The 24,407-nt window shown below is 66.2% G+C and carries 24 protein-coding genes and 2 pseudogenes; 17 read left to right on the top strand and 9 right to left on the bottom strand.

All coding sequences use genetic code 11. The features are described from left to right. The first annotated feature begins 88 nt into the window (after positions 1–88). Both OHB26_RS30210 and OHB26_RS30205 read left to right on the top strand, forming a co-directional pair. Positions 89–1,414 (top strand): S8 family peptidase, encoded by a 1,326-nt coding sequence (locus OHB26_RS30210; protein ID WP_330180651.1) that lies wholly within the window; start codon positions 89–91, stop codon positions 1,412–1,414. A gap of 9 nt (positions 1,415–1,423) precedes the next feature. After that, complete coding sequence (locus tag OHB26_RS30205; protein ID WP_330180650.1) at positions 1,424–1,657, top strand: hypothetical protein; 234 nt, start codon at positions 1,424–1,426, stop codon at positions 1,655–1,657. A gap of 24 nt (positions 1,658–1,681) precedes the next feature. Here the strand turns inward: OHB26_RS30205 and OHB26_RS30200 are convergent. Both OHB26_RS30200 and OHB26_RS30195 read right to left on the bottom strand, forming a co-directional pair. Continuing rightward, a pseudogene (locus OHB26_RS30200) lies at positions 1,682–1,971 on the bottom strand (carbonic anhydrase); the annotation flags it as partial. Between the two features lie 55 nt (positions 1,972–2,026). Further along, positions 2,027–2,317 (bottom strand): annotated as a pseudogene (locus tag OHB26_RS30195) (helix-turn-helix transcriptional regulator); the annotation flags it as partial. A 23-nt stretch (positions 2,318–2,340) separates the two neighbouring features. Between OHB26_RS30195 and dinB the strand changes: the two are divergent. From dinB to OHB26_RS30165, 6 genes are all read left to right on the top strand, one after another. Next, positions 2,341–3,567: a DNA polymerase IV gene (gene dinB / locus OHB26_RS30190; RefSeq protein WP_442942747.1), complete on the top strand. Its 1,227-nt coding sequence runs from the start codon at positions 2,341–2,343 to the stop codon at positions 3,565–3,567. A gap of 53 nt (positions 3,568–3,620) precedes the next feature. Further along, positions 3,621–4,469 carry a class I SAM-dependent methyltransferase gene (locus OHB26_RS30185; protein WP_330180647.1) on the top strand — a complete coding sequence of 283 codons (849 nt, stop codon included), beginning with the start codon at positions 3,621–3,623 and terminating at the stop codon, positions 4,467–4,469. Positions 4,470–4,543: 74 nt separating this feature from the next. Then, a complete protein-coding gene (locus OHB26_RS30180; RefSeq protein WP_330180646.1) occupies positions 4,544–5,005 on the top strand; it encodes an SRPBCC family protein in 462 nt (153 codons plus the stop codon). After that, positions 5,002–5,355, top strand: coding sequence for an ArsR/SmtB family transcription factor (locus tag OHB26_RS30175; protein WP_330180645.1), 354 nt, complete (start codon positions 5,002–5,004; stop codon positions 5,353–5,355). The genes OHB26_RS30180 and OHB26_RS30175 overlap by 4 nt, the downstream gene beginning before the upstream one ends. 39 nt (positions 5,356–5,394) lie before the next feature. Then, positions 5,395–5,838, top strand: coding sequence for an SRPBCC family protein (locus tag OHB26_RS30170; RefSeq protein ID WP_330180644.1), 444 nt, complete (start codon positions 5,395–5,397; stop codon positions 5,836–5,838). A gap of 410 nt (positions 5,839–6,248) precedes the next feature. Next, the gene (locus OHB26_RS30165; protein ID WP_442942746.1) at positions 6,249–8,270 is read left to right on the top strand and encodes an ArnT family glycosyltransferase; all 2,022 of its coding nucleotides are present in this window, start codon (positions 6,249–6,251) and stop codon (positions 8,268–8,270) included. A 3-nt stretch (positions 8,271–8,273) separates the two neighbouring features. Here the strand turns inward: OHB26_RS30165 and OHB26_RS30160 are convergent, their stop codons facing one another. After that, positions 8,274–9,320 carry an FAD-dependent monooxygenase gene (locus OHB26_RS30160; RefSeq protein WP_330180642.1) on the bottom strand — a complete coding sequence of 349 codons (1,047 nt, stop codon included), beginning with the start codon at positions 9,318–9,320 and terminating at the stop codon, positions 8,274–8,276. 128 nt (positions 9,321–9,448) lie between these two features. Further along, complete coding sequence (locus OHB26_RS30155; protein WP_330180641.1) at positions 9,449–10,312, bottom strand: class II glutamine amidotransferase; 864 nt, start codon at positions 10,310–10,312, stop codon at positions 9,449–9,451. A gap of 131 nt (positions 10,313–10,443) precedes the next feature. Here OHB26_RS30155 and OHB26_RS30150 point away from each other — a divergent pair, with 131 nt between their 5' ends. From OHB26_RS30150 to OHB26_RS30130, 5 genes are all read left to right on the top strand, one after another. Next, on the top strand, positions 10,444–10,869 hold the full coding sequence (locus tag OHB26_RS30150) for a nitroreductase family deazaflavin-dependent oxidoreductase (protein ID WP_330180640.1): 426 nt from the start codon (positions 10,444–10,446) through the stop codon (positions 10,867–10,869). A gap of 76 nt (positions 10,870–10,945) precedes the next feature. Further along, complete coding sequence (locus OHB26_RS30145; protein WP_330185826.1) at positions 10,946–12,349, top strand: FAD-binding oxidoreductase; 1,404 nt, start codon at positions 10,946–10,948, stop codon at positions 12,347–12,349. 61 nt (positions 12,350–12,410) lie between these two features. Then, positions 12,411–13,289 carry an ABC transporter ATP-binding protein gene (locus OHB26_RS30140; RefSeq protein ID WP_330180639.1) on the top strand — a complete coding sequence of 293 codons (879 nt, stop codon included), beginning with the start codon at positions 12,411–12,413 and terminating at the stop codon, positions 13,287–13,289. Further along, positions 13,286–14,491: an ABC transporter permease gene (locus OHB26_RS30135; protein WP_330180638.1), complete on the top strand. Its 1,206-nt coding sequence runs from the start codon at positions 13,286–13,288 to the stop codon at positions 14,489–14,491. Before OHB26_RS30140 ends, OHB26_RS30135 begins: the two co-directional genes overlap by 4 nt. 168 nt (positions 14,492–14,659) lie before the next feature. Next, entirely contained in the window at positions 14,660–15,976 is a 1,317-nt protein-coding gene (locus OHB26_RS30130) for an IS4 family transposase (protein ID WP_330180637.1), read from the top strand. Between the two features lie 36 nt (positions 15,977–16,012). On the opposite strand, the gene OHB26_RS30125 is transcribed toward OHB26_RS30130, so the two are convergent. Further along, the gene (locus OHB26_RS30125; protein WP_330180636.1) at positions 16,013–16,564 is read right to left on the bottom strand and encodes a hypothetical protein; all 552 of its coding nucleotides are present in this window, start codon (positions 16,562–16,564) and stop codon (positions 16,013–16,015) included. A gap of 180 nt (positions 16,565–16,744) precedes the next feature. On the opposite strand from OHB26_RS30125, the gene OHB26_RS30120 reads away from it, so the two are divergent. Continuing rightward, positions 16,745–17,131, top strand: a complete 387-nt coding sequence (locus tag OHB26_RS30120) for a DUF4333 domain-containing protein (RefSeq protein ID WP_330180635.1) — start codon at positions 16,745–16,747, stop codon at positions 17,129–17,131. 19 nt (positions 17,132–17,150) lie between these two features. Here the strand turns inward: OHB26_RS30120 and rox are convergent, their stop codons facing one another. Together rox and OHB26_RS30110 are read right to left on the bottom strand one after the other, a co-directional pair. After that, positions 17,151–18,584: a rifampin monooxygenase gene (gene rox / locus OHB26_RS30115; RefSeq protein ID WP_330180634.1), complete on the bottom strand. Its 1,434-nt coding sequence runs from the start codon at positions 18,582–18,584 to the stop codon at positions 17,151–17,153. Positions 18,585–18,735: 151 nt separating this feature from the next. Further along, positions 18,736–18,981: an alpha/beta fold hydrolase gene (locus tag OHB26_RS30110; RefSeq protein WP_330180633.1), complete on the bottom strand. Its 246-nt coding sequence runs from the start codon at positions 18,979–18,981 to the stop codon at positions 18,736–18,738. A 134-nt stretch (positions 18,982–19,115) separates the two neighbouring features. On the opposite strand from OHB26_RS30110, the gene OHB26_RS30105 reads away from it, so the two are divergent. Both OHB26_RS30105 and OHB26_RS30100 read left to right on the top strand, forming a co-directional pair. Further along, positions 19,116–19,946, top strand: coding sequence for a MerR family transcriptional regulator (locus OHB26_RS30105; protein ID WP_330180632.1), 831 nt, complete (start codon positions 19,116–19,118; stop codon positions 19,944–19,946). A 10-nt stretch (positions 19,947–19,956) separates the two neighbouring features. Continuing rightward, positions 19,957–20,700 (top strand): TetR/AcrR family transcriptional regulator, encoded by a 744-nt coding sequence (locus tag OHB26_RS30100; RefSeq protein WP_330180631.1) that lies wholly within the window; start codon positions 19,957–19,959, stop codon positions 20,698–20,700. Between the two features lie 66 nt (positions 20,701–20,766). Here OHB26_RS30100 and OHB26_RS30095 read toward each other — a convergent pair whose 3' ends face one another. Together OHB26_RS30095 and OHB26_RS30090 are read right to left on the bottom strand one after the other, a co-directional pair. After that, positions 20,767–22,374 carry an SMI1/KNR4 family protein gene (locus OHB26_RS30095; RefSeq protein WP_330180630.1) on the bottom strand — a complete coding sequence of 536 codons (1,608 nt, stop codon included), beginning with the start codon at positions 22,372–22,374 and terminating at the stop codon, positions 20,767–20,769. A gap of 201 nt (positions 22,375–22,575) precedes the next feature. Then, entirely contained in the window at positions 22,576–23,565 is a 990-nt protein-coding gene (locus OHB26_RS30090) for an AurF N-oxygenase family protein (RefSeq protein ID WP_330180629.1), read from the bottom strand. Positions 23,566–23,949: 384 nt separating this feature from the next. Here OHB26_RS30090 and OHB26_RS30085 point away from each other — a divergent pair, with 384 nt between their 5' ends. Then, positions 23,950–24,345 (top strand): helix-turn-helix transcriptional regulator, encoded by a 396-nt coding sequence (locus OHB26_RS30085; protein WP_330180628.1) that lies wholly within the window; start codon positions 23,950–23,952, stop codon positions 24,343–24,345. Positions 24,346–24,407 lie beyond the last annotated feature (62 nt).

The raw sequence follows: 24,407 nt of genomic DNA, 5'->3' as shown, positions 1-24,407 counted from the left end.
AGGATAGTTAGAACCAATCGGTAGATTTCGTGGTGCGTGCTGAGGGTTCTGTGAGAAGTTTCGGCGCGATACCGGCACGATGGTGATCATGCGCGTGCTGATTCAGGTTCGTCCGACAGTCGATGTGGTTGCCGCGGTGGCTGATCCCGCTATCCATATCACCGCCGCCGAGGTACTCGGCGCACAGTCCGATGTGGCCATCGACCACTCCTATGCTCCGGTCGCGGTTCCGGGATATCGCCACGGCAGCCCCGAGCCGTACTCGCTGGCACCCGAGCATGCCACGGTCCTGGTGCGCGGTGAGATCGCCGACGCGGACCTCACCACCGCCGTCCCGCGGCTGACCGAGTCCGCGCCGATCACCGGCGTCTTCGCCGATCCGATTATCGAGGGCGTACTCACCTGCGGCGACACCGGCCCGGTCGGGAACTGGAACGATGTCGGAAACCTGCTGCACACAACCGAATTCGCCGCGGCCGGGCTCACCGGTAAGTCCGTCGCGCTCGCCATCGTGGACACCGGGATCAATGCGGCGCTGGTGGAGAAGGTGCGCGGCGGCTCGATCACCATCGATGCGCAGCGCGGCTGGAATCCGGCGGGTGTCACCGGAAAGCCCGGACAGTTCCCCGTCGATCACGGCAGTATGTGCGCCTTCGACGCGCTGATCGCCGCACCGCAGGCGACGCTGTTGGACTTCGCGGTACTGCGCAGTACTCGGCGGGGTGGCTCCACGATGGACGGGTTGCTCTCGGATGCGCTCGCGGGGTACGCGCAGTTGCGCACGGTGCTCACCGATCAGCCCGCGGCCTCGCGTGCGCTGGTGGTCAGCAACAGTTGGGGTTCGTTCTCGCCGCAGTGGGACTTCCCGGTCGGCAATCCGGGCAATTACTCCGACAATCCGTCGCATCCGTTCAATGTCATCGTCGGATCGCTGGAGGCCGCCGGGGCCGACATCCTGTTCGCGGCGGGCAACTGCGGACGCGATTGCCCGGATAGCCGGTGCGCGTACCAGGATCGGCCGATCGGCGGCGCGAATTCACTCGGCGGCGTGCTGACCATCGGCGGTGTCGACACCACGAATACCCGGGTCGGCTACTCCTCACAGGGCCCGGGACGGCTCACCGATCGCAAGCCCGATGTCTGCACCTACACCCATTTCCTCGGGTCGACGGCGTTCGGCGCGGGCACGCCCGATACCGGAACCTCGGCGGCGACACCGGTCGCCGCCGGAGTGGTGGCGGCAATCCGCTCGCAGTGGCCCGCCACCGTGGTCTCTCCGGCGCAACTGCGGGATATCCTGCGCCGCACCGCGATCCGGCGCGGATCGACCCCCTTCGATTACGACTACGGGTTCGGCGTACTGGATACAGCGGCCGTGCTCGCCGAGCTCCGGAAGGTCGCTGTACGCGCGTAGCGTGGAGTCATGCCGCTGCTCACCATCCGACTATCGGCACACGCGACATTGACCGATGCGCTCGAAACCCTGCGGCTCACCGCGGACGAGGTCGATATGGAATTCGGTCTCGTCCCGGTCGATCCGGAAGCCGGACTGTTCGCGCTCCGCGTGAGCGATGCCGTGGCCACCCGCCTGACCACCGCCGGGTTCGAACATGTCCAGGTGTACGCGGATCCGCGCATCGAACCGGCCGACGGATGACCGAGTGGGGAATCGCGTTCCAGGTCAGGCGATTTCGCCGATATTGCCGATACTTCGATGCAGTTTCACGCGACCGTCCGCGAGTTGACAGGTGACGCAGGCGATCGCGCACTCCCCCGCCGCGACGCGCTCGGAAATGATGATGGAGCGCTGCATGAGTACCCGGGCGGTCTCCTCGACGTGCCGGGCTTCGAGATCGTGACCTCCGCCAGGCCCTCGCGGCGGCCGATGAGGATGGACGGGGTGACGCGTTCGACGACGCTGCGAATGAATCCGCCTGGGACATCGCCATTGTCGAGGGCTTCGATGGCGGCATACGCCCAATCCTCCACAGCCGCTCCGAGTCGACCCCGACAATTCAGTTATGGTCTAGCAACCATCGGGATCGTGGCCGTCGAGCTCGTGCCGAACCATCGCCGCCAGGGGGACGCCACTGCGTTCTCGCCGATAGATACCCGGCGCGATCCCATATTCACGTTTGAACGCCTTGGCGAAGGCGAATTCCGAGGTGTAACCGACCTGCCTGGCGACGGTGGCGAGCGGGGCGCGGTCGCGGCGTAGCAGGCGGGCCGCGGTGATCATGCGCCAGCGAGTCAGGTAGGTGAGCGGCGGTTCGCCCACCAATCCGGTGAAGCGCCGGGTGAAAGTGGCTCGGGCCATAAGACCGTTGAGTATGCGAACATATGTTCGTGTCCGGTGCTGAGCGGAGTGGTGGAGGACGTCCCGAGCGGGCGGCGATTCTGCATGCCGACCTGGACTCTTTCTATGCCTCGGTGGAGCAGCGGGATGATCCTCGGCTGCGGGGGCGGCCGGTGCTGGTGGGGTCGGGGGTGGTGCTCGCGGCCAGTTATGAGGCGAAGGCGTTCGGGGTACGGACGCCGATGAATTCCAGGCAGGCGCTTCGACTGTGCCCGAATGCGATTGTGGTGCCGCCCCGGATGTCGGCTTATGCGGCGGCAAGCAAAGTCGTGTTCGAGATCTTTCGGGATACGACCCCGGAGGTGGAGGGGATCTCCATCGATGAGGCGTTTCTGGATGTGAGTGGGTTGTGGCGGATCGCCGGATCGCCGGTGGATATCGCGCGGAGGTTGCGGGAACGGGTGCGACGGGAGGCGGGGTTGCCGATTTCGGTGGGGGTGGCGCGGACCAAGTTCCTGGCGAAGGTGGCCAGTGCGGTGTCCAAACCCGATGGGCTGCTGGAGGTTCCGCCGGATGGGGAGTTGGAGTTTCTGCATCCGCTGCCGGTGGAGCGATTGTGGGGCGTGGGCGAGGTGACGGCGCGGGAGCTGCGCGAGCGCGGGATCACGCGGGTGGGGCAGTTGGCACAGATGGGTGAGGGTCCGCTCGCGGGGGTGCTCGGGCCCGCCGCCGGGCGGCATTTGCATGCCCTGTCGTGGGCTCGGGATCCGCGGCGCGTGGAGACCGGTAAACGGCGACGGTCCATCGGAGCACAGCGGGCGCTGGGGCGCAGGGTGCGCACCGATGCCGAGATCGAGGCCTATCTGCTGGGGTTGGCGGACCGGCTGGGGCATCGATTGCGCGCGGCGCGGCGGGTGTGTCGAACCGTGGTGTTGCGCTTGCGATTCGACGACTTCGGGCGCGCCACTCGCTCCTACACCCTGCCCGAGGCAACCGATAGCGGTGCGGCCATCCTGCGGGCCGCGCGCGCACTGCTGGCCGCGGCGCTGCCGCTGATTCACGAACGCGGTTTGACGCTGGTCGGGCTGGCGCTGACCAATCTCGACGACGCCGACTCCATGCAGTTGTCACTGCCGCTCGAGCATCGCGCCGAGTCCACCCTGGACTCGACCCTGGACGCCCTGCGGGATCGCTTCGGTGCGGGCACCGTGACCCGGGCCGCACTGCTCGGACGCGGCGAGGGATTGTCGGTACCGATCCTTCCGGACTGAGTTCCGTTGCCGCCGAGCATGTTCGAGTAACGATCATGGGGCAGGATCGGGGAATGCTGAATACCGTCGCCCCCGAGGACACCGCACTGCGCGTCGCGCTCTGGCGGGCACTGCATGTCGAGGTCGATCCGCTGCCGCATGTGCTCGAGGATGTGATCGGTCTGGAGTTGGCCGCGCCCGCGGATACCTGGCGGCAGCGGCCGGATATGAATCCCGAGGTGATGGCGCGGATTCGGGCGACCATTGTGGCACGAGCGCGGCTCACCGACGATCTGGTGCGCGAGCAGGCCGAACTGGGGGTCGATCAATACGTGCTGCTCGGTGCGGGGATCGATACCTTCGCGCAGCGCCGACCCGAGATCGCTTCGCGGATGCGGATTTTCGAGGTCGATCAGACCGGGCCGCAGGAGTGGAAGCGGCGTCGTCTGATCGAACTCGGCTACGGGGTGCCCGAACATCTCACGCTGGTGCCGGTCGATTTCGAGACGCAGTCCTGGTGGGATCGGCTGGTGGCGTACGGATTCGATCCGACCCGGCCGGCGGTGGTGGCCTCGCTCGGAGTCACCATGTATCTCACCGCCGAGGCGAATGCCGATACCTTCCGGCAGGCCGCCGAGCTCGCGCCCGGCTCGACCTTCGCGACCACCTTCACACTGCCGTTGAAGCTGGTGGAAGAGGTGGAGCAACCGGGGCGCGCCAATACCGAGCGGATGGCCCGCGCCGCCGGAAATGCCTTCATCAGCTTCTACTCCCCCGATGAGATCGTCTCGCTCGCACTGGATTCCGGGTTCGCGGCCGCCTGGCATGTCTCGGCCGACGAGCTTGCCGAGCACTACTTCTCCGGCCGTACGGACGGATTGTGCCCCTCCAGTTCGGAGCAGATTCTCATCGCCACCGTTTAGCAACCGATGGTTGCGCGTCTCCGGTTCGTCGACTAACGTCATGTGCAACCAAACGTTGCACATGGAGGTGGGTTATGGCGAGTCTCGAATTCGGCAGTATCGAACGGGAGATCCACGTGGACGCACCGCCCGAGGTGGTGTTCGAAGTGGTCAGCAGTCCCGAGCACATCTCCGAGTGGTGGACCGATGATGCCTCGTTCGAGGTGCGGCCCGGAGCGGTGGGCGAATTCGTCTGGGGTGACCGCGTGGATGTGCTCGCGATGCGGGTGGTGGCCGTGGATCCGCCCAGGTTGTTCTCGTTCCGTTGGTGCTATCCGGACGGCAAGGTCGACGATTCGGTCAATTCCATGCTCGTCACCTTCGAACTCACGCCTGCGGGCGGCGGCACCAGAATCCGCATGGTCGAGACCGGTTTCCGCGAAATGGGTTGGGAGGTGGCCAAGCTGGAGGAGCAGTACCAGGAGCACGTCACCGGGTGGAACACCTTCATCCCCCGTCTCGGCGACTACATCTCGAGGTTGGTGTCCACGCTATGACCACCGTGGTCGACGACGATCTGTGGTCCGCCATCGGCGACCCGACCCGTCGTCGCATGCTCGACCTACTGCTTGCCGATGGCGATGGCACGGCCACCAGCCTCAGTGAGCGACTACCCCTCACCCGGCAGGCCATCGCCAAACATCTCGGCGTGCTCGATCGCGTCGGCCTGGTGCACGCCACCCCCGCCGGACGCGAGCGCAGGTATCGGGTGGATGAGGCCCAATTGGCCCGCGCCGTTGCGCAATTGGCGGCGGTGGGCTCCGAATGGGATGCCAGGCTGCGCCGTATCAAGCGCCTGGCCGAGGTAATCCAGCGCACCAGGGAACAGCGCGCCGAACAGCAGTGAATTCATCGAACCAGCAATCACACTGAAGGAAGATTCGAAATGGTAGACATCCTGCACCGCGTGGCGATCAAAGCTCCTGCGGCCGAGGTCTATTCGGCGCTGACCAGCACCGAAGGGCTCTCGGGCTGGTGGGCGAACAACACCGCCGGCAAGGCCAATGACATCGGCGGCGTTGTGAAATTCAGTTTCGTCGCGGGCGGATTCGATATGAAGGTGCTCGAACTGGATCCGGGTAGCCGTGTCCTATGGGAGGTCGTCGAAGGCCCCGAGGAATGGGTCGGCACCCACGTGGACTGGTCGCTCCAGCAGGCCGACGACTACACCGTCATCCTCTTCAAGCATCTGGGCTGGAAGGAGCCCGTGGAGTTCATGTATCACTGCAGCACCAAGTGGGCCATATTCCTGATGAGCTTGAAGTCGCTGGTCGAAACCGGTACGGGCGCACCGGATCCGCACGATGTGAAGATCGACAACTGGAACTGATCCCACGCCTGGTCGCCGACGGTCAGCGAGCGTTCGATACCCGGCCAGGCCCGATGCAGTTCTTCCTGCCAATACGGCCACGCATGCTGACCACCGGCAACGTAGTGATTAGGTGGCGGGGACACCGAGGTAGTACGTGTAGCGGCCATCGAGGACGGTCACCGTATTGACGTTCTTGTCGGCCATGAAGTCGACGAGGTCGGTTCTGGTCTCCCAGGAGGACTCCGCGCCGCTGTCGTCGACACCGTCCTCGACTCCATTGAGCAGATATCCCTTGACGAATCACCGGCCCAACGCCCGATCTCGCCGCCGCGTTCCCGCTCGAAGAATCAGGCCGCAGAATGGAATTCGCAGCGTTCTCCCAGCTCGGAGCCAGCGTTCTCACCGCGTCACCCGCGAGACTCCCGGCGGTGACCGCCACTACCGCCGAGGCCGCGCCACCCGTATCGTCTCCGCCCGCCGACGCCGCGACCACCGAACTAACGCCCGCCCGCAGCTGGGAACGACTCGGATTAGGGGTACTCCTGCTGGGGACGGCCGTCGCCTACCTGTGGAATATCACCGTCAATGGCATGGGCAATGGTTTCTACGCCGCCGCGGTCTGGTCGGGCTCGTCCAATTGGCAGGCGCTGCTGTTCGGCTCACTGGATCCGGGCAACTTCATCACCGTCGACAAGCCACCGGTCTCGCAGTGGGTGATGGCGCTGTCGGGGCAGCTCTTCGGTTTCAGCAGTGCGAGCATGCTTGCACCGCAGGCACTTATGGCGGTCGGGGCGGTCGCGCTCATGTACGGCGCGGTCACCCGGATGACCGCGAGTCGCGGCGCCGGATTGCTGGCGGGCCTGACGCTGGCCGTCACACCCGTGGTGGCCCTGATGTTCCGGTTCAACAATCCCGATGCGGTCATGGTGCTGCTCATGACCGCGGCCGCCTATTGCACGATCCGCGCGCTGCCGAAGGCGAGTATGCGGTGGCTGATGCTGGCCGGAGTCGCGCTCGGCTTCGCCTTCCTGGCCAAGATGCTCGAGGGTTTGATGGTGCTGCCCGCGCTCGGGCTGGCGTACCTGGTGGTCGCGCCGACCACCCTGCGGAGTCGGTTCACGCATCTGTTCGCCGCGGCGGGCGCGCTCATCATCTCCTCGGGTTGGTATGTGCTGCTGACCATGCTGTGGCCGCAGGACTCGCGGCCGTATCTCGCCGGTTCCAAGGACAACACCTTCATGGATCTGGTGCTGGGCTACAACGGATTCGCCCGGTACCTCGGCCACAACCATATGGGCGGCCGCAGTCCGTTCGAATTGCCCGAGGGCTACGAGATTCCGCACGGTATCGAGCAGCGCTTCGGTGGCGGCTTCGGCTCCGGCCGCGATCGCATGTTCACCGGAGAGATCGGTTTCGAGATCTCCTGGCTGTTGCCCGCCGCATTGCTCGCCTTCGTACTCGTCCTGATCGCCCGCGGCCGACTGCCACGCACCGATCTGGTGCGCGGTGCGGCACTGGTCTTCGGACTGTGGCTGGTTATCGACGGCATCGCCTTCTCCGGCATGAAGGGCGGCATGCACGCCTACTACACCCTGGCCGTCGCACCCGCGATCGCCGGTGTGCTCGCCCTGGGCGTGCACGAACTGTGGCGGCGCAGAGCGGACAGGTTCGGCCGAATCGGCGGTGCCGCACTGATTCTCGGCATGGGTGGCTGGGCCTTCGTGCTATTGCAGCGCAATTCCGGCTGGCAGCCGTGGCTGCGCTGGACGATCCTGGCGGTGACAATCGCCGCCGCGCTCGGCTTGATACTGGCGGCGCTGCCGCCTGCCGAGCGCGTCCGCGGCGGCGACCGCATCGCGGCGCTACTGCTGGTGGCGGGCACTCTCGCGGGCCTGGCCGGTTCGGTCGCCTACACCGCCGCCACCCTGCCGCAGTCCCATACCGGCGGCGGCCCGACCGTCGGTCCCCCGGCGCCGCCCAAGGACCTCGGCGCGCTCGGCGCTTTCCGCCGTCAGATGAGCATGATGATGGGAACCGGTGAGGTCGATCCGCAGCTGCTCGCCATGCTTAAGGCCACCGATACCGAATGGTCCGCGGCCATCGACCGCTCCGGACCGGCGGCCGGGCTCGAATTGGCCAGTCGCACCGCGGTTATGGCCATCGGCGGCTTCACCTCGGAGGATCCGGTGCCGACCCTGCCACGATTCCAGCAGTATGTGCACGACCACCGGATCACCTACTACATCGTCCCCGAGGTGAAGCTGCCCGATTCCTGGCGGACCGATAAAAAGCCCGCCGGTGCCAACGCGCCCGCACCGCAACCGAATTCGGAGCCCGGCAGCTGGCGACCGGCCGGGCACAAGGAGATCCTGGACTGGGTCATGGCGCACTACACCGAACAACACGTCGGCAATCTCGCGGTCTTCGACCTGACCGCGCCCGCGCACTGACGATCAGCGAGCGTTCCGGCTGCGGACGAGTTCGCGGTCCGCATTGATCTTCCGGCGACGGCGTGCCATGGCGTCGCCGGGGGAAACGCCCGAGATCAGCGCCTCGTAGACCGCGTGCACATCTTCGAGCGCATCGCGCGCGCCGACTCCGGCGGCCGGGGTGATGGCATGGTCGGCGTCCCCGACCAGCAGCACCGAATCACCGGGTTCCGCGGCGCCTTCGAGGGGAACATTGCGCGCATTGCTCACGTGAACGGCCTCGGTGGTCTCGAGGAACGTATCGATGAGCGGCCGATTCGATGGCGTCGCGGCGCGAATCGCCGCTGCCCATTCGTCGATGGGCCGCAATCCGAGATCCTCGCTGTCCGCCTCCAGGGGCGGACGCGGGATGCGCACGAACCACAGCGCCGCGTCATCGCCTGGCCGCCAGATATGCCCGAGGGTGCTCAGAGATGTTCCATCGGAATCGATTTCGGCGAAGAAGTGCAGTGTCGCCGGATCGCTCGGCAGCGTGACCGGCCCGCCGGTCATCCCGTAGAGCACCACATCGCCCGCATACACCGGCCGCCGCTCGGGTTCCAGGCCCTCCCGTACCACCGAGTCGATCCCGTCCGCGCCCACCAGCAGATCCTCCACTCGCGCGGTCGAATCACCCTGGTGCAGGGTGCATCCGCCGTCATCGACGGTCACGCCGGTAATCGGTTCACCGTAGGTGGTCTTGGCCCCCGACTCGGCGACGAAGTCGTTCAGGATTCCCATCAGGTTGCGCCGCATCCAGAACCGATGCCCGCGACTATTGACCCGTCCGCCGCGCCCGAGGTTGTTCGCGTATCCCAGCCCGCCGGTGACCGCATACGATCCGGCCTCCACCGCCGCCTGATCCACGCCGAGGCTCGCCAGCGCATGATGTCCGCGATCATCGATGAACAGGAACGCACCACCACCCGGCCCGGCCTCCCGCTCCTCGAACAACGCCACCTCGGTCCCGCCGCGTGCCAATGCGCCCGCCAGCGCCGATCCGGCGATCCCGCCCCCGATGATCGTCACCATCTGAAACCTCCCTGTGGCACCACGAATGAGATGAGCGAATCCGCCGGAAATGTCGGCTCTCCTCCATCATGAGAAGCCGCGCCGCCGTTGGGAAGTGCCGCGCGTGGCGACACTCCGGACGCGGGCCGCTAATGCGCCGTCTGTGAGGCTGCCGCGGTCGGATCCAGATCGGCGAGCGAAAGCAATTGGTGGGGTGCGTCTTTCACGACGATTCTGGACTTCACCCGCAGTTCGTCGTCGACGTGCAGGAGCTCACCGCAGGCCAGTGCCCGCCAGGCCGGATCCGAGTCCATGCGCTCGGTGGCGATCACGACCGCCGGACAATCGGTGAGTTGCCCGCTGGCGGCGCGGATCCCACCGCGGCCACGATGTTCCAGGCGTCCACCATCCGGGCCGCCCGGCGCACGCTCGAGCACGAAGAGTTCGTGGGTCCCCGGATAGCGCAGCGCCCACAGTTCGGTCGCGGTGGTCAGGATCAGGTTCAACGCGTAGACGGGCAGATTGTCCGCGATCCATCGAACGGCGTCGGCGATACCCGCGCCCACATCTCCCCCGTGCCGATCCGTGCGCTGGGTGATGAGGGCGAAGAACCGCTCGGAATCGGTATCGCCGCGGACCAGATCGCGGTATTCGCCCAGCTCGGTCTCCAATTCGCGCAACCCGTGCAGGACGCCGTTGTGCGCGAAGAGCCGATTGTGCTGTTCGAAGGGGTGCGTGTTCTGCGGCAGCAGCCCGCCGGTGGAGGCGTATCGCACATGCGCGACAAAGGTCGTCGATTCGCATTCCCGCGCCTCGCGGGCGAAATCGGCATCCTCGTAGGCCGCGATCGGCTGCTTCTCCACCAGCGGCTCCCCCGCCGCGCTGAAAGTCCCGAGCCCGACCCCGTCGGGCTCCCGATGACTCTGCCGCTGCAGACTGTCGGGGGCGTTCAACAGCCAGAATGTGGCCTTCACCCGCTGCGGCGCAGCTGACAAACCGAATAGGCGGCACACGGCATCCTCCTGGATCGCGCGGTCCTGAAAACGGCGGAGTATCACTGGGCGGCTATACCGCCACGATAGTCCGCCCCGCTGAACGGGCTGTCGTCGAAATATCCCGTCCCCGCGCGCAGTTGATATCGCGCATGACCGATGTTGTACGTCAGCAGATGAATCAGGACGTCATCGAGGAGTTCCGCGCCAATGGCGGCACAGTGGGTGGGCAGTTCGAGGGCCACGAACTACTCCTGCTGACCACCACCGGCGCACATACCGGTGAGCCGCGCACCTGGCCGCTGGGATTCCACCGTGACGGTGACAATCTCGTCGTCTTCGCCGCCAATGGAGGCCGGCCCAATCGGCCCGGTTGGTACTACAACCTGCTCGCGCATCCCGATGCCGTCATCGAGGTCGGCACCGACACCTGGCCCGTACGAGCCGAGGTCACCAATGGTGCGGAGCGGCAGCGGCTCTGGACCCGCGTGCTCGAACCTTTCCCGTTCCTCGCCGACTTCCAGGCCAAGGTCTCCTGGGAAATCCCGGTAATCACCTTGTCCCGCACCGAGAACTGACCTCGCCGCCCGATCCCAGGTCGCACGCCAGGCGGCGGCACGGTCCCGAATCCGCCGCTACCGTGTCGGTGTGAATATCAGTGCAGGGGACTCTGTTATCGATCGCCGGGCGTTGAGCGGTTGGAGCCGGACGGCTTCGACTGTGGCGCAGGTGCTTTCAACCGGCGATATCGATCGGGTGGCGAAGGCGGTCCGGGAGGCCGGGCCGCGCGGGGTGATCGCGCGCGGGCTGGGGCGCAGCTACGGCGATCCGGCGCAGAACGGCGGCGGCCTGGTCGTCGATATGACCGGTTTCGATCGGATTCACAGCGTCGATCCGGACAGCGGCATTGTCGATGTGGACGCCGGGGTCAGCCTGGACGCACTCATGCGCGCGGTGCTCCCGCACGGATTGTGGGTGCCGGTGCTGCCGGGGACGCGGCAGGTGACGGTCGGCGGGGCGATCGCCTCCGATATCCATGGCAAGAACCATCATTCGCACGGCAGCTTCGGCAATCATGTGCGGTCAATGGAGCTGCTCATGGCGGATGGCTCGATTCGAACCCTCACGCCGGAGGGCGCGGACGCGGACCTGTTCTGGGCCACCGTCGGCGGAATGGGTTTGACCGGCATCGTGGTGCGGGCGCGAGTTCGTATGAAGCACACCGAGACCGCGTACTTCATCGTCGACAATGACCGCACCGATTCGCTCGACGAGACCATGGAATTGCTGACCGGCGGATCCGATGACGGCTACGACTATTCGATGTCGGTGCCGGACACCATCAGCACCGGAGCCAAGCTCGGGCGCGCGGCGTTCAGTCGCGGTTCGCTCGCCAAGATCGATGAGCTGCCGGTGAAACTGCGCGGGAACCCGCTGAAGTTCGATGCGCCGCAGCTGTTCACCGTGCCCGATATCTTCCCGAACGGGATGGTCAACAAGGTGACGGCACGGATTCTCGCCGAGGTGGCCTATCGGGTGTATCCGCAGCGGGCGCGCGGGCGGATTCAGAATCTGACGCAGTTCTATCATCCCCTCGATCTGCTCGGTGAATGGAATCGCGCCTATGGGCGGCGGGGCTTTCTGCAGTATCAGTTGTCGATGCCGTTCGGGGCGCAGGATCAGCTCGCGGATGCGGTGCGTGCCATCGCGCACTCCGGGCATCCTTCGTTCCTGAATGTGTTCAAGCGGATGGGGCCGGGTAATCCCGCGCCCCTGTCCTGGCCGCATCCCGGGTTCATGCTCAGCCTGGACTTTCCGATCGCGCCCGGCCTGGATCGGCTTTGTGCGGAGTTGGATGAGCGGGTGCTCGCGGCGGGCGGGCGACTGTACTTCGCGAAGGATTCGCGGACCACCCCGGAGATGGTGCGCGCGATGTATCCGCGTCTCGCGGAGTGGCAGCGGGTGCGTGATGCGGCCGACCCGGAGCGGGTGTTCGTCTCGGATCTGGCCCGGCGCGTCCAGCTCGTCGACGCGGAACCGGCGGGCGCGCGCCGCTAGTCTCGCCGCAGGCACCGCAGGGAAGACCGACCAGTCGGCCGAGGAGTACAGGGGAGAATTCATGCTGGAAGTCGCGCATCTGGTGCGCCGATTCGGCGACAACGTCGCCGTCGATGATGTCTCGTTCACCGTCCAGCCGGGCGCGCTGACCGGATTCGTCGGCGGCAATGGCGCGGGTAAGACCACCACCATGCGAATGATCATGGGCGTCTTGGCCACCCACGGCGGCGAGGTCCACTGGCAGGGGCATCCGGTGACCGCCGCGGATCGGCGGTCCTTCGGGTACATGCCCGAGGAGCGCGGACTGTATCCGAAACAGCCGGTGCTCGATCAGCTGATCTATCTGGCGCGACTGCGCGGGCTGCCCGCCGCCGAGGCCAAACAGCAGGCGCAGGAGCTGCTCGAGCGGTTCCAACTCGGCGATCGCGGTAAGGACAAGCTGGAATCGCTGTCACTGGGAAATCAGCAGCGCGTGCAGATCGCGGCCGCGGTCATCACCCATCCGACCGCATTGATTCTGGACGAGCCGTTCTCCGGTCTGGACCCGGTCGCCATCGACTCCATGGCCGAGCTGTTGGGTGAGTATGCGGCGCAGGGCGTTCCGGTGCTGTTCTCCTCCCATCAGCTCGATCTGGTCGAGCGGCTCTGCGATCACCTGGTGATTCTGGCCAAGGGCCGGGTGGTGGCGCAGGGCGCGGCCGCGGAGCTGCGCAGCACCGGTCCGGCCCGCTATCGGCTCGGGTTCACCGGCGATACCGGCTGGCTCGGCGGATTCGCGGGCGTGCGTGTGCTGGAGCGCAACGGCTCCGGCGTTCTCCTGGAATTGACCGGCGCCAGCACCGATGAGTTGCTCACCGCCGCGCTGGCGCACGGTTCGGTGCGCGAATTGGCCGAAGTGCGGCCGTCGGTGTCGGAGATCTATCGAGAGGTGACCGCATGACCCGCGAAACCACCCCGTCCGCAGTCGATTCCGCGCCCTCGGGAGTGTGGCGGATTGTCGCCGCCCGGGAGATCGCGGTGAAGCTGCGCGACCGCAACTTCCTGGTCTCCACGATTCTGACCGTCGTGGTGATCGTGGCCTCGCTGTCGATCAGCGCGTTCATGGGCAGCCGCGCCACAACCGTCGACGTCGGCATTGTCGGCGAGGACGCCGCACCGATCGTCACCGCCGCCACCGCGCTGGCCGACAGCGCGAAGAAGAATGTCACCTTCACCGCGCACCAGGTCGCGGACGCCGGCACGCTCGAACAGCAGGTCAGGGATGAGACCGTCACCGTCGGCCTGCTGCCCGATGCGAATGGCTGGCGGTTGATCGGCAAGTCCGCCGAGAATGACGACGCCGCGACCTATCTGACCGCCGCAGTACGGCAGATCACGTTGCAGCGCAATGCCGTTGCGGCCGGAACCTCCATCGAGCAGCTCTCGCGTGGCAGTGCGGTCAGCTACGACCTCATCGACAAGGCGGCCGTCGATCCGGCGCTGGCGAAGGTGGTGACGATCGTCTTCGCCTTCCTGTTCTACCTGTCCTCCATCCTGTTCGGCATGGCGATAGCGCAGAGCGTGGTCGAGGAGAAGCAGAACCGCATTGTCGAAATCCTGGCCAGCGCGATCCCGTTGCGCCAGTTGCTGATCGGCAAGGTGGTCGGCAATACCGTCATGGCCTTCGGTCAGCTGATCCTGTTCGGCGGTGCGGGCCTGATCGGCCTGGCCGCCATCGGCAAGGGCGATCAGGTCACCCAGATCGCCGGCGCCGCGGGCTGGTTCATCATCTTCTTCGTCATCAGCTTTCTGGCGCTGGCCAGCCTCTGGGCGGTCGCGGGCGCGCTCGCCACCCGGAACGAGGACCTGCAATCCACCTCGACCCCGCTGTCGATGTGCATCATGCTGGTGCTGTTCGCGGGCATCTTCCTCACCGGCACCGGTCGCGTAATCGCCTCGTACGTACCGATAGTCAGCATTGTCGCCATGCCCGGCCGCCTGGCCGACGGCACCGCCGAATGGTGGGAGCCCTGCATCGCCCTGGCGGTCACCGCCGCCGCCACCTACGGCATCGTGGTGATCGCCGAGAAGCTCTACCGCCGCTCCCTCATGCAAACCCAGGGCCGCCTCACCATCCGCCAAGCCCTGCGCGTCGAGGATTAGGCGCAATGCCGCGCAGTTAGCGGTTGGGGATGCCTGTCAAGCGAGTGTCGTTGCGGGACTTGACATGTTGTGAAACGAGACAGCGGAACTACTGGTAGAGAGGTTTTGTCCTCCAAGACAAACCGTCCACCGGGAGTTCCGCTGTCTGTTCAGTCTGTCATCAAACATGTGTCGGTGGTAGCGGCGGGGGTGTTCGCGCCGGGTCATCTGGGGGAGTTGACCCAGATCGTGCCATTCGAAATGGTCGACGCCGCAGTGGAATCGGGGCGAGCGAGACAGACGCGGGTGCGGGATCTACCCTCGCGGGTGGTGGTGTATCTGCTGTTGGCCGGGGCGTTGTTCACCGAGCTCGGCTACACCCAGGTATGGGCCCGGATGGTCGCGGGCCTGGACGAAATCCTCGTGGCCCGCCCCGGTTCCTCGGCCTTGGCCCAGGCCCGCCGCCGAGTCGGTGCCGCACCGTTGCGGGAGTTGTTCGGGCTGCTCGCCGGTCCCGCTGCCGGCGCGGCCCGATGGCGCGGCCTGTTGGTCTGTGCGGTCGACGGCACCACCATGTTCGTGTCCGACTCCGCCGCCAACGCGGGTACCTTCGCCCGTCAGGGCGGCGGCAACGGCGACTCGGGGTATCCGATGCTGCGACTGCTCGCGGTGGTGGCGTGTGGCACCCGCACCGTCATCGACGTCGTGTTCGGCACCTCGGGTGTCTCCGAGATCGCCTATGCCCCAAAGCTTTTCCGATGCCTGCACGAGCGGATGTTGTTGCTGGCGGACCGCAACTTCGCCAGCGCCGCGCTGATCGGACAGATCGCGCAAACCAAAGCCGACCTGCTGATCCGTGACAAGACCAACCGTGTGATGCCGTTGATCGAGCGGCTGCCCGACGGGTCGTGGCTCGCGGTGAAGGGTCCGGTAGTTCTGCGGGTAATCGACGCCGACATCGCGCTCACCCCGAAAGGCGGACCACCCCGCCGCGAACGCTACCGGTTGCTCACCACCTTGACCGACCATCACCGCTACCCGGCGATGGAGCTGGTGCGGCTCTATCACCAGCGCTGGGAGATCGAAACCACCTACGCGGAACTGAAATCGACCATGCTCGGCGGCCGGGTACTGCGCGCCCGCACACCCGCCGGGATCGACCAGGAGGTCTATGCCCTGCTGAGCACTTACCAAGCGCTGCGCATCGCCATCGCCGACGCCACACACCCGCAGGCCATACCCCTGCAAGCCAGCTTCTCCATTGCACTCAATACCGCCCGCGACCAGGTCGTGGCTGCCGCCGCGGTCATCGCCGACACCGCCGTCGACCTGGTCGGACGGATCGGCCGCACGGTCTTGGCCGACCTCCTGCCCGCACGCCGACCACGCCAAAGCCCCCGCGTCGTCAAGCGAGCGATCTCCAAACACCGCGCCAAAGGCGCCATCGACCGCACCAATTATCCCACCGTCACCATCACCATCAACCTGCGAAAACACCCGAGTTGACCGCAGACAGGTCGGCCTAACTGCGCGGCATTGGGATTAGGCGGCCTGATTCGCTTCGACGGTCACCGCGGTACCGGCGAGTTTGTCGGCGGACTCCGCGAGGGCGCGCCCGAGCTCGACGTACTCGGCGGTTCCGGCCGGCGAGTGCTCGTAAGCGCCGAGTCGGGCTGCGGCGGAGGCGAATACGACCGCCACGATCACCTTGATGGTGGCCACGTCCCACGGCAGGGGGTAGGGCCCGTATCTGTCATCCGAACCCGCGCCCGGGAACGGGCCCGGCCAGGGCCAGCGCGGCCAGCGGGTGCCGCACTCCTGCCAATCGCGGGTGATTCCGGCGATGTAGTCGACCGCCGCGGCCGGGGTCGAGTTCACCGCGGTGGTCAGGGCGAGGGCGGTCCGGACATCGCCGTGCGCGAGCTCGGCCACCCCCGCCAGGAAGTCCAGGCCGGGCGGGAGCTGACCGGCGGCGCGGCCCACCTGCTCCGAGGCGGTGAGCCGCGCCTGCCGCGCCGGGCCGTACGGTGCGATGACTTCCCAGATCTGTGGATGCAGTCTGGCGGCTATGGCGAGTAGCTTGCTGTAGCTCATGACGATCACTGCTCCTGTGGTTGCTCCGACCACCAGCGTCGTCCCGTCCCACCTGCGTGTATCGAGTAGCGAACTACGCGAATCGGACTGATCTGCGTGACCTTGTCCCGCCGGTACCCGCGCACCGGAAGGATCGTGGTCGTGAGTCACTCAATGCCATCGTCGCGCCATCCGTCGAACATGCTGCTGGTCATCGCCTCCGTGTGCGCGATCGCCATTTCCGGTCTCATGCTCATCGTCGTCCTCGTCCGCGCCACCGACGGCGGCGCCGCCCACGCGAAACCCGCGGTCGCGCAACCACAATCGCAGGCACAGCCCTCCGCGGCGCCGACCTCGGTATCACATGAACCGAAGCTCGATTCGGCGGCCGTGGAGGCTTCGATCGGGACGATGCTGCGCAGCAGCTACGGGATCACCGATGTCGAGAATGTGCACTGCCCGGACATGATGACGTCCCGGCCGGGCGCGATATACGACTGTTCCCTGCTTGTCGGCGGCGAGAACAAGGACGTGTCGGTCCGGGTGACGACCCGCCAGGGCACCTATGAGGTCAGCCGTCCATCCTGATACCGAAAGTCGTTCGGCCTCAATTCGTTTCGACGGCTGCGCCGAACCAGCTGGGCAGGTGATCGAGCAGGTCCCGCTGATCTTCACCGACCCAGACCACATGCCCGTCGGGCCGCAGCAGTACCGCGGGGGCGTCCAGCTCCTCACTGAGGTCGATCACATGGTCGACGCGGTCCGCCCAGCCCGCCACCGAGAGCCGGCCGGTCTGGTCGAGCAGCAGTCCACGGCCGGAGTGCATGAGCTCGTAGAGGCGGCCGTGCTTCAGGGTGATGTCCCGCAACCGTTTTCCGAGCAGCGGGTGGCCCGCACCGAAGTCGTAGCGGATGGACAGGGCGGTGATCTTCTCGGTGAGGAAGCGGGTCACCTCGTCGAAGTCCATCAGCTCGGAGACCAGGCGGCGCACGGCGAGCGAGTCCGGATCGGCGGACATCAACACCTTCTGCGCGCGGGTGTTGTCCAGAACATCGGCGGCAACGGGTCGCCGTTCGTCCTGGTAGGTGTCCAGCAGAGTCTCCGGGGCCCAGCCGTTGACCTCGGCGGCCAGCTTCCAGCCCAGGTTGAACGCGTCCTGGATACCGAGATTCAGCCCCTGTCCGCCCATGGGCGGGTGTACATGCGCGGCATCGCCGGCCAACAGCACCCGGCCGACCCGGAATTGATCGGCCAGGCGGGTGCCGTCACCGAAGCGTGAGAGCCAGCGCGGCGAGTGCACCCCGAAGTCGGTGCCCGCGGTCGCCACCAGTTGTTGCTTCAACTCGTCGAGCGTGGGCGGGGTGGTACGGTCCTCGGCTACTTCGGCGGCGGGGACCACCACGCGATACCTGCCATCGCCGACGGGCCCTGCGCCGAAGAACAATTGGGTCTTGCGGATCTCGGTCATCACCGCGGTGATGGTCTCCGGATCGGCGGTCAGCTCCACCTCGGCGAGCAGGTAGTTCGATCGGCTGGCTTCGCCGGGGAAGCCGATATCGAGCAGTCTGCGCACGCTGCTGCGGCCGCCGTCGCAGCCGACCAGATAGCGCGAGCGCAGCTCGGTGCCATCGGCCAGCGCGACGGTCACGCCCTGCTCGTCCTGACTCACGCCGACCACCTCGGTGCCGCGCCGGATCTCGACGCCGACTTCCAGCGCGTGCTCGGTCAGCAGTCGTTCGGTGACGGGCTGATGGATGCTCAGTACATACGGGTGCGAGGTGTCCAGCCGCTCCGGCTGCGGTTTGGCAATACCCGCGAAGAACCCGCCCAGCGGAAACTTCCGCCCGAGCTCGAGAAAGCGTTCCAGCAGTCCGCGCTGATCCATCACCTCGATGGTGCGCGCGTGCATACCCAGCGACCGCACGATTTCGGTCGGCTCGGCATCCTTCTCCAGCACGAGCGCCTGGACTCCCTGCAACCGCAATTCACTCGCCAGCCACAGTCCGGTGGGACCGCCGCCCACAATGCTCACATCGATCATGAAAACCCCCATTCGACTCAGATATCCGCAGGTACTGACTTCGGCTGGAGATTCTGCACCGTCCCCCGGGGCTTGCCGCAAGCCCCGGGGTGCGATATATCTTGAAGGGGAAGGGAAAGAAATACTCGACCAGCCTTCCCATCAACCGCGGTCAGTCTTCCGCATTCTTCGCGACGAAATCCAGCAGATCCGCGGTGAGTCGCGCGCCATGGGTCAAATACAGGCCGTGCGGCGCGTTTTCGTGGATCGCCAGTGTGCTGTTGGGGAGCAGTGACGCCAGTACCCGCGCCGACATCTCCGCCGTGACCGATGCGTCGGTATCGCCGTGGATGATGAGCGTCGGCAGATCTATGGAGGGCAGCTCGGCGCGGAAATCGTGCGATTCGATGAAAGGCATTGGGGGTGAGTCCTTTTTCCGGTCGGGCGGCCTCCTCGGCCGCTGCCACCAGACTCGGCGCTACCACCGCGGGAAGGTCAACAGCCGAGGCGAGGGCAGACTCTCCTCCAAAGGGAGACAGCACAATGGTGGGCATGTTGTCGATCGGGGATTTCTCACGCGCCACCCATATGACCGTCAAGTCGCTGCGGCACTATCAGCGGATCGGTTTGCTGGAGCCCGCGGGAGTGGACCCGGACACCGGATATCGGCAGTACACGGCCGAGCAGATTCCGATCGCACAGGTCATTCGACGATTCCGGGATCTGGATATGCCCCTGGAGGAGATTCAGGCGGTGCTCAGCGCACCCGATCTCGCCGCACGCAATGAACACATCACCTCGCATCTGGCCCGGCTCGAGGATGAATTGAAGCGCACACAGCGCGCGGTCACCTCGCTGCGGAATCTGCTCGTACCCGGCAGCGTCGAGAAGATGCCCGCGATCGAATTGCGCGCGGTACCGGCGACACCCGCCGCGGTCATCACCGAGATTGTGGACGCGGAGAATTCGGTCGCCTGGTTACAGGGGGCGCTGGGTGAGATCTCGGCGACGCTGATCGCACAGCAACTCCCGGCGGCCGGTCCGGCGGGTGGCATATTCAGCGACGACCTGTTCACCGAACATCGCGGTGAGGTCACCATTTTCATTCCGTGCAACGGCAAGCTGAAAGCCATGGGCCGAGTCGCCCCCGCCGAGGTGCCCGCCGCGGAGTTGGCGATCATCGAGCATGCCGGGCCACCTGCCGAGGTGGATCGCGCCTATGGTGCGCTCGCCGATTTCGTCACCCGCCATGCCCTCGCTGTCGACGGTCCGATTCGCGAGTACTACCTGATCGGTCAGCGCGACACCCTCGACACCGCCCGCTGGCGGACCGAGGTGTGCTGGCCGGTGTTCCGCATCGGCGCAACTCATCCGGTGCCCTAGACTCGACGAGGTGTCCAGTGCCGACTCCGCAGCGCCCGCTCTCGGCGGTCGCCAGGCGCGCTGGGTTCCGCACAATGACGAGCGCCGTGAACGCATTATCGCCGCCGCCATCGAACTGCTCGATGAGAACGCACCCGGGGTCGAGGCGCCGATGCAGCAGATCGCCGAACGGGCCGGGCTCGCCAAATCCGTGGTGTACCGGCAGTTCTCCGGGCGCGATGATTTGGATCGGCAGGTGCGCTCCGCCATTTGTGCCGAGTTCGCCGCCACCGTCGACGCCGCACTCGATATCGGCGCGGGTTCGATCCGGGTGATCCTGGTGCGCGCGGTCGGCGCGGTGGTCGACTGGATCGCCGAACATCCGCGACGCGATGAGTTCGTGCGGCGCGGACCCGGGGTCGGCGATCCCGCCAATATCTCGGCCATGGTCGGGCTCCAGGCCGAAATCGCCAGCCGGGCAAGGCAATTGGTCTCCGGGCTGGCCGGGGTGGTCGGTGTCGCGGACGAACCCGCCATCGACACCATGACCTTCGCCATCGTGACGATGACCGAATCGACCGTGAACCGCTGGACCCGTGATCCCCATCCGGCGCTGACCCGCACCCAACTGGTCACCGCCGTAGCAGGTTACGCCTGGAGCGTCCTGGACGGCGTCGCCCGCGAGCACCAGCTCACCCTGGACCCGGATCGCCCGCTACTCACGGTGTTGAGCGACCTGGCGGCGGGCACCCCGGCTGCCTCAGCCCAAGGCTGAACTCCTTGCTGTGCGTGATGAGGCGCTGCCGGGGGCGGGCGGAGTCGGGGGCGTGGCCCCGATCGGTCAGAGTGTGCCGCGCATGATCGGCAGTGAAGCAGTGCCAGGGTCGACGCCCAAATCTGCGGCCCAAGCGATCTCGTCGCCGAAGGCGGCGTCGCCTACCAGCTGCGCGGCAGCCAGTCCGGCAGGTACCGCGTCCCGGTCACGCAGCAGCCGCCATTGCCGCATGGTGGCTACCAGCACCCGCAAGGCCGGCAGCGTGGCGACCGTCTCGAGATCGGAGACCTCGATCTCCGAGATGTCCAGGCGTTGCAGCGCCGGCAGTGTGGCCAATGGACTGATCCGCACCGGCTCGGTCGTTCCGGAAAGGGAGAGGTCCCACAGGGCCGGGTGGCCCGCCAGCGGATGCAGATCGATGCGTGGCGCGGTAAGGCGCAGCTGTTCCAGCGGAACCGTATGCGGCACGGACAGCCGCACCGATTCGGCAACGCGGACCTCCAGCTGCCTCAGCAGGGGCAGGGCCGCCAGTTCCGCGGCATCGAACGAATCACGGCCGTCGACTGTGAGACTCTGTACGGCGATCGCGCCGGCAAGCTCCGCGACCGATTCGCCGGCACCGCGCAGATACGCGTGCATATTCGGATGGTCGGCGATTTCGGCGTTGTAATACTCGAACGCCGACTCGCCCACTCGCAGGGATTCGACTGTCCGCCGCAGCATTGCGAGAACCGAGTCGTCCCGCCGAACAGCGGCGCCCAACCCGTCGGGTTCGAATTCGATTACCTGCCCCGACACTCCGATCGGACCGGGGTCGAGGTCGACGGCGGTCACGTCGCGGTCGCTGGAGCCGATGATCACCCACTTCGGACTGCGCGAGATTCGGCGCACCACGCCGTGGGGCCAGGACTCGAGCACGGTGCGACCGAAGTCGGCGAATAACGAGTCCCTCCAGGCGCCGACAGTGCCGGCGCCGTAGTGATCGGCCACCTCGATGTCGTCATTGAGATGGGTGGCGGCGATGATTGCCAAAGGCTGAAGCGCGGTGAACGCCAGCAGGCCTCGGTCGTCATCGTCGTAGCCCACCACCCGATACAGCGCGCGCAGCTCCTCTGGTAGCCGGAAACCAATCCGCGACTCGGCCGCGGCGATCTCGGCTTCGGTAATTCCGGCACCCAGCTGCGGCGCGTGGCCGTCTTGCCGACTGCGCAGCTCCACGTACTCGCGGACCAGATCGGCCACGGTCGCGACCAACTCCGGATCAGTGGGGCGGCCGTCGGGGTTCTCGTCGGCGACCGGCGATGGAACCGCATGGCCGGGGTACCGATAAGTTGGGTCGCGGATCACCTGTCGGGTGAAATCCCACCCCAGCTCGTTCTCGTAATGCTGTGACTGGCAGCGGTACTGGAACTCGTAGCTGTCGCCCCGCACGCGCAGCCGCATCTGCACCAGGTCGTCCGCGTCCTTGTCCACGCCTAGCTCAGCGCGCACCGCCGCCGAGATGGCCGCGGTATCCGGCCACTTTCGTGGCAGCATCAGCGTGCCGATCGAGCCGTGCGCTCGTGCGCCGTAGCCGCTCACCGCATTGTGGTGCATCTCCAACGTTCCCGCAGTTGCGCCGCGCGCCGCGAACTCTCGTGCCAGGTTTTCGACCTGCTCGATCAATTCAGTCATGTGGCTCACCCCATTACAGCAGCATGTCGTGGCCACCTTAGCCACCCACATCGGCATGGCCGATCTCCCATGGATGGGAACAGGATCCGATGAATTCGGTGGGATATCACTATCCTGATCGCGGACCGCCTGACCGCCGATGAACGGGATCGACTCGCGGCAGGCCTGCCGCTGCTGTACCGACTCCTCGAGTAGCTCCGTTCAGGCGGTGCGGCGATCCGGTTCGCTGCGGTAACGCGACGGCGGGCCGTCGATGTGCAGTCGCGACCAGAGTTGGCGGGCAATGGGATTCATCAGGCCGAGGTCACGGGCCAGGCTGCGCATGTCACCGAAGTAGCCGGACAGGATGCGGCGTGAGTGCGGGGCGTCCCAGAACGCTTCGCGCATAACCTCTTCCGGGATGTCGAAGCGGCGGGCGAAGGATTTGGGCGGGGCCATGATCTCGCCCGCGAGCCAGCGCATCGCGACCGGGAAGGCGACCGAGCAGATCGCGCGACTGGCCGTGCCCATGCGGGAGATATGCGCGGTGAGGAAATCTCCGGCGAAGGAGATGTGCCGGGCCTCCTCGGCAATGTGAATCTCCATGGTGCGCAATACCGCAGGCGGGACATTGCCGCCGTGGCGGATGAGCGCCTTCTGGTAGTGGTCGATCGGCTCCTCGCCGCCGAGCACCCCGATGAACAGGATGACGTGCGCGTATCCGCCCGCGACCCCGATGAATGGTGACAGCATCCGGAACAGTGGCCGCATACCCGGCACATCCACGCCGATGCGGTTCACCAACTCCTGGAACATCTGAATGTGGTTGCACTCCTCGGTCATCTCGTGGAGGCAGTAGCGGAACTCCGGTGAACCATTGGGGAGCTTCATGATGTACTGCATCATTCCGCGGATCAGCACACTCTCGAACGCCGCGCCGACCTTGATGACATTCGCGATCCGCCAGCGCCCGATCTCGATCTGCCGTTCCAGGGGCAGGTTTCGGTACCAGTCGGTAGCGCCCAGCGGATCGTACTCCGGCGCCAGCACCCAGCGCGGATCATTCGGATCCAACGCGAATTCCGGTGCGTCCCACTCGATATCGAGATAGGGATCGAACTTGCGGTGCACCGACCCCTCGGACAGGGTGGCCAGCGCCGCACGGTACTCGGCGTCGAAGAAGTCGGTGCGAACCGAATCTGACAGCGTCATCGATGTCTCCTCACGCGATCGGGCGGCGGTGGGCCACCCGACCATTCGAGGGTATATGGGACTCGCAGTCCCACACAATAGGTTGACCGATCGTGTCAGCGGAAGGTGCGGGGCCGCTCGCCCCTTTGTCACCCGCTGACCGCGAGTGCTGTGCTGCTCATCCAACCCCCTTCGGTGGGCCAGCGGCACAGCACTCGCGACGGGCCCGGTTCGCGCTGGATATCGTCGTTCCCGCGTTCCCGTCGGGGAAAGGCTAAGTGCGCGTATAGATTCGGGTCGACTGGATTCACGACGCGCCGGTTCCGGGTTTGCGACAGGCATGTCCCGACACGGCGGGCTCGCTGACATCTTCAGTTCCTGCACATCAGCACACACTGGGCCGGGTTGCTCGCCGGCTCCCTCGACGAACGCAGGGCACCGGAGAACACGAAGTTCGCCGCCATCTCTCGCGATGCGCGCCTACATATTCAACGCTACTGCGATGACCCCCGGCTGACCGTGGAGACGGTCGCCGAACATCTCGGGATCACCCGGCGCCAGCTCGAACGCTCGATGAGAGATTTCGGCACCTCCCCGCACAGATACCTACTCGCCACCCGACTCGACCGCGCCGTGAATCGGTTGACCGACCCACACAATCATGGCCGCACCATCGCCGATATCGCCGTTGCCAGTGGCTTTGTGGCGCTGTCGGTCTTCAATCGGGCGTGCCGCGAACGGTACGACGCGTCCCCCGGTCAACTGCGTCAGCGCGGCGCCCGGCCCAGGGCGGCTGGCTGAATGACCGTCCAGGACATGCCCTGCCACCATCGGATAGGGGTCGCGCCTGCGCGACCCCTATC

It is taken from the genome of Nocardia sp. NBC_01503 (assembly GCF_036327755.1).
Taxonomy (GTDB): domain Bacteria; phylum Actinomycetota; class Actinomycetes; order Mycobacteriales; family Mycobacteriaceae; genus Nocardia.
Note: the sequence above shows the minus strand (reverse complement) of the source record. Positions and strands in the feature narration are given on the sequence as shown.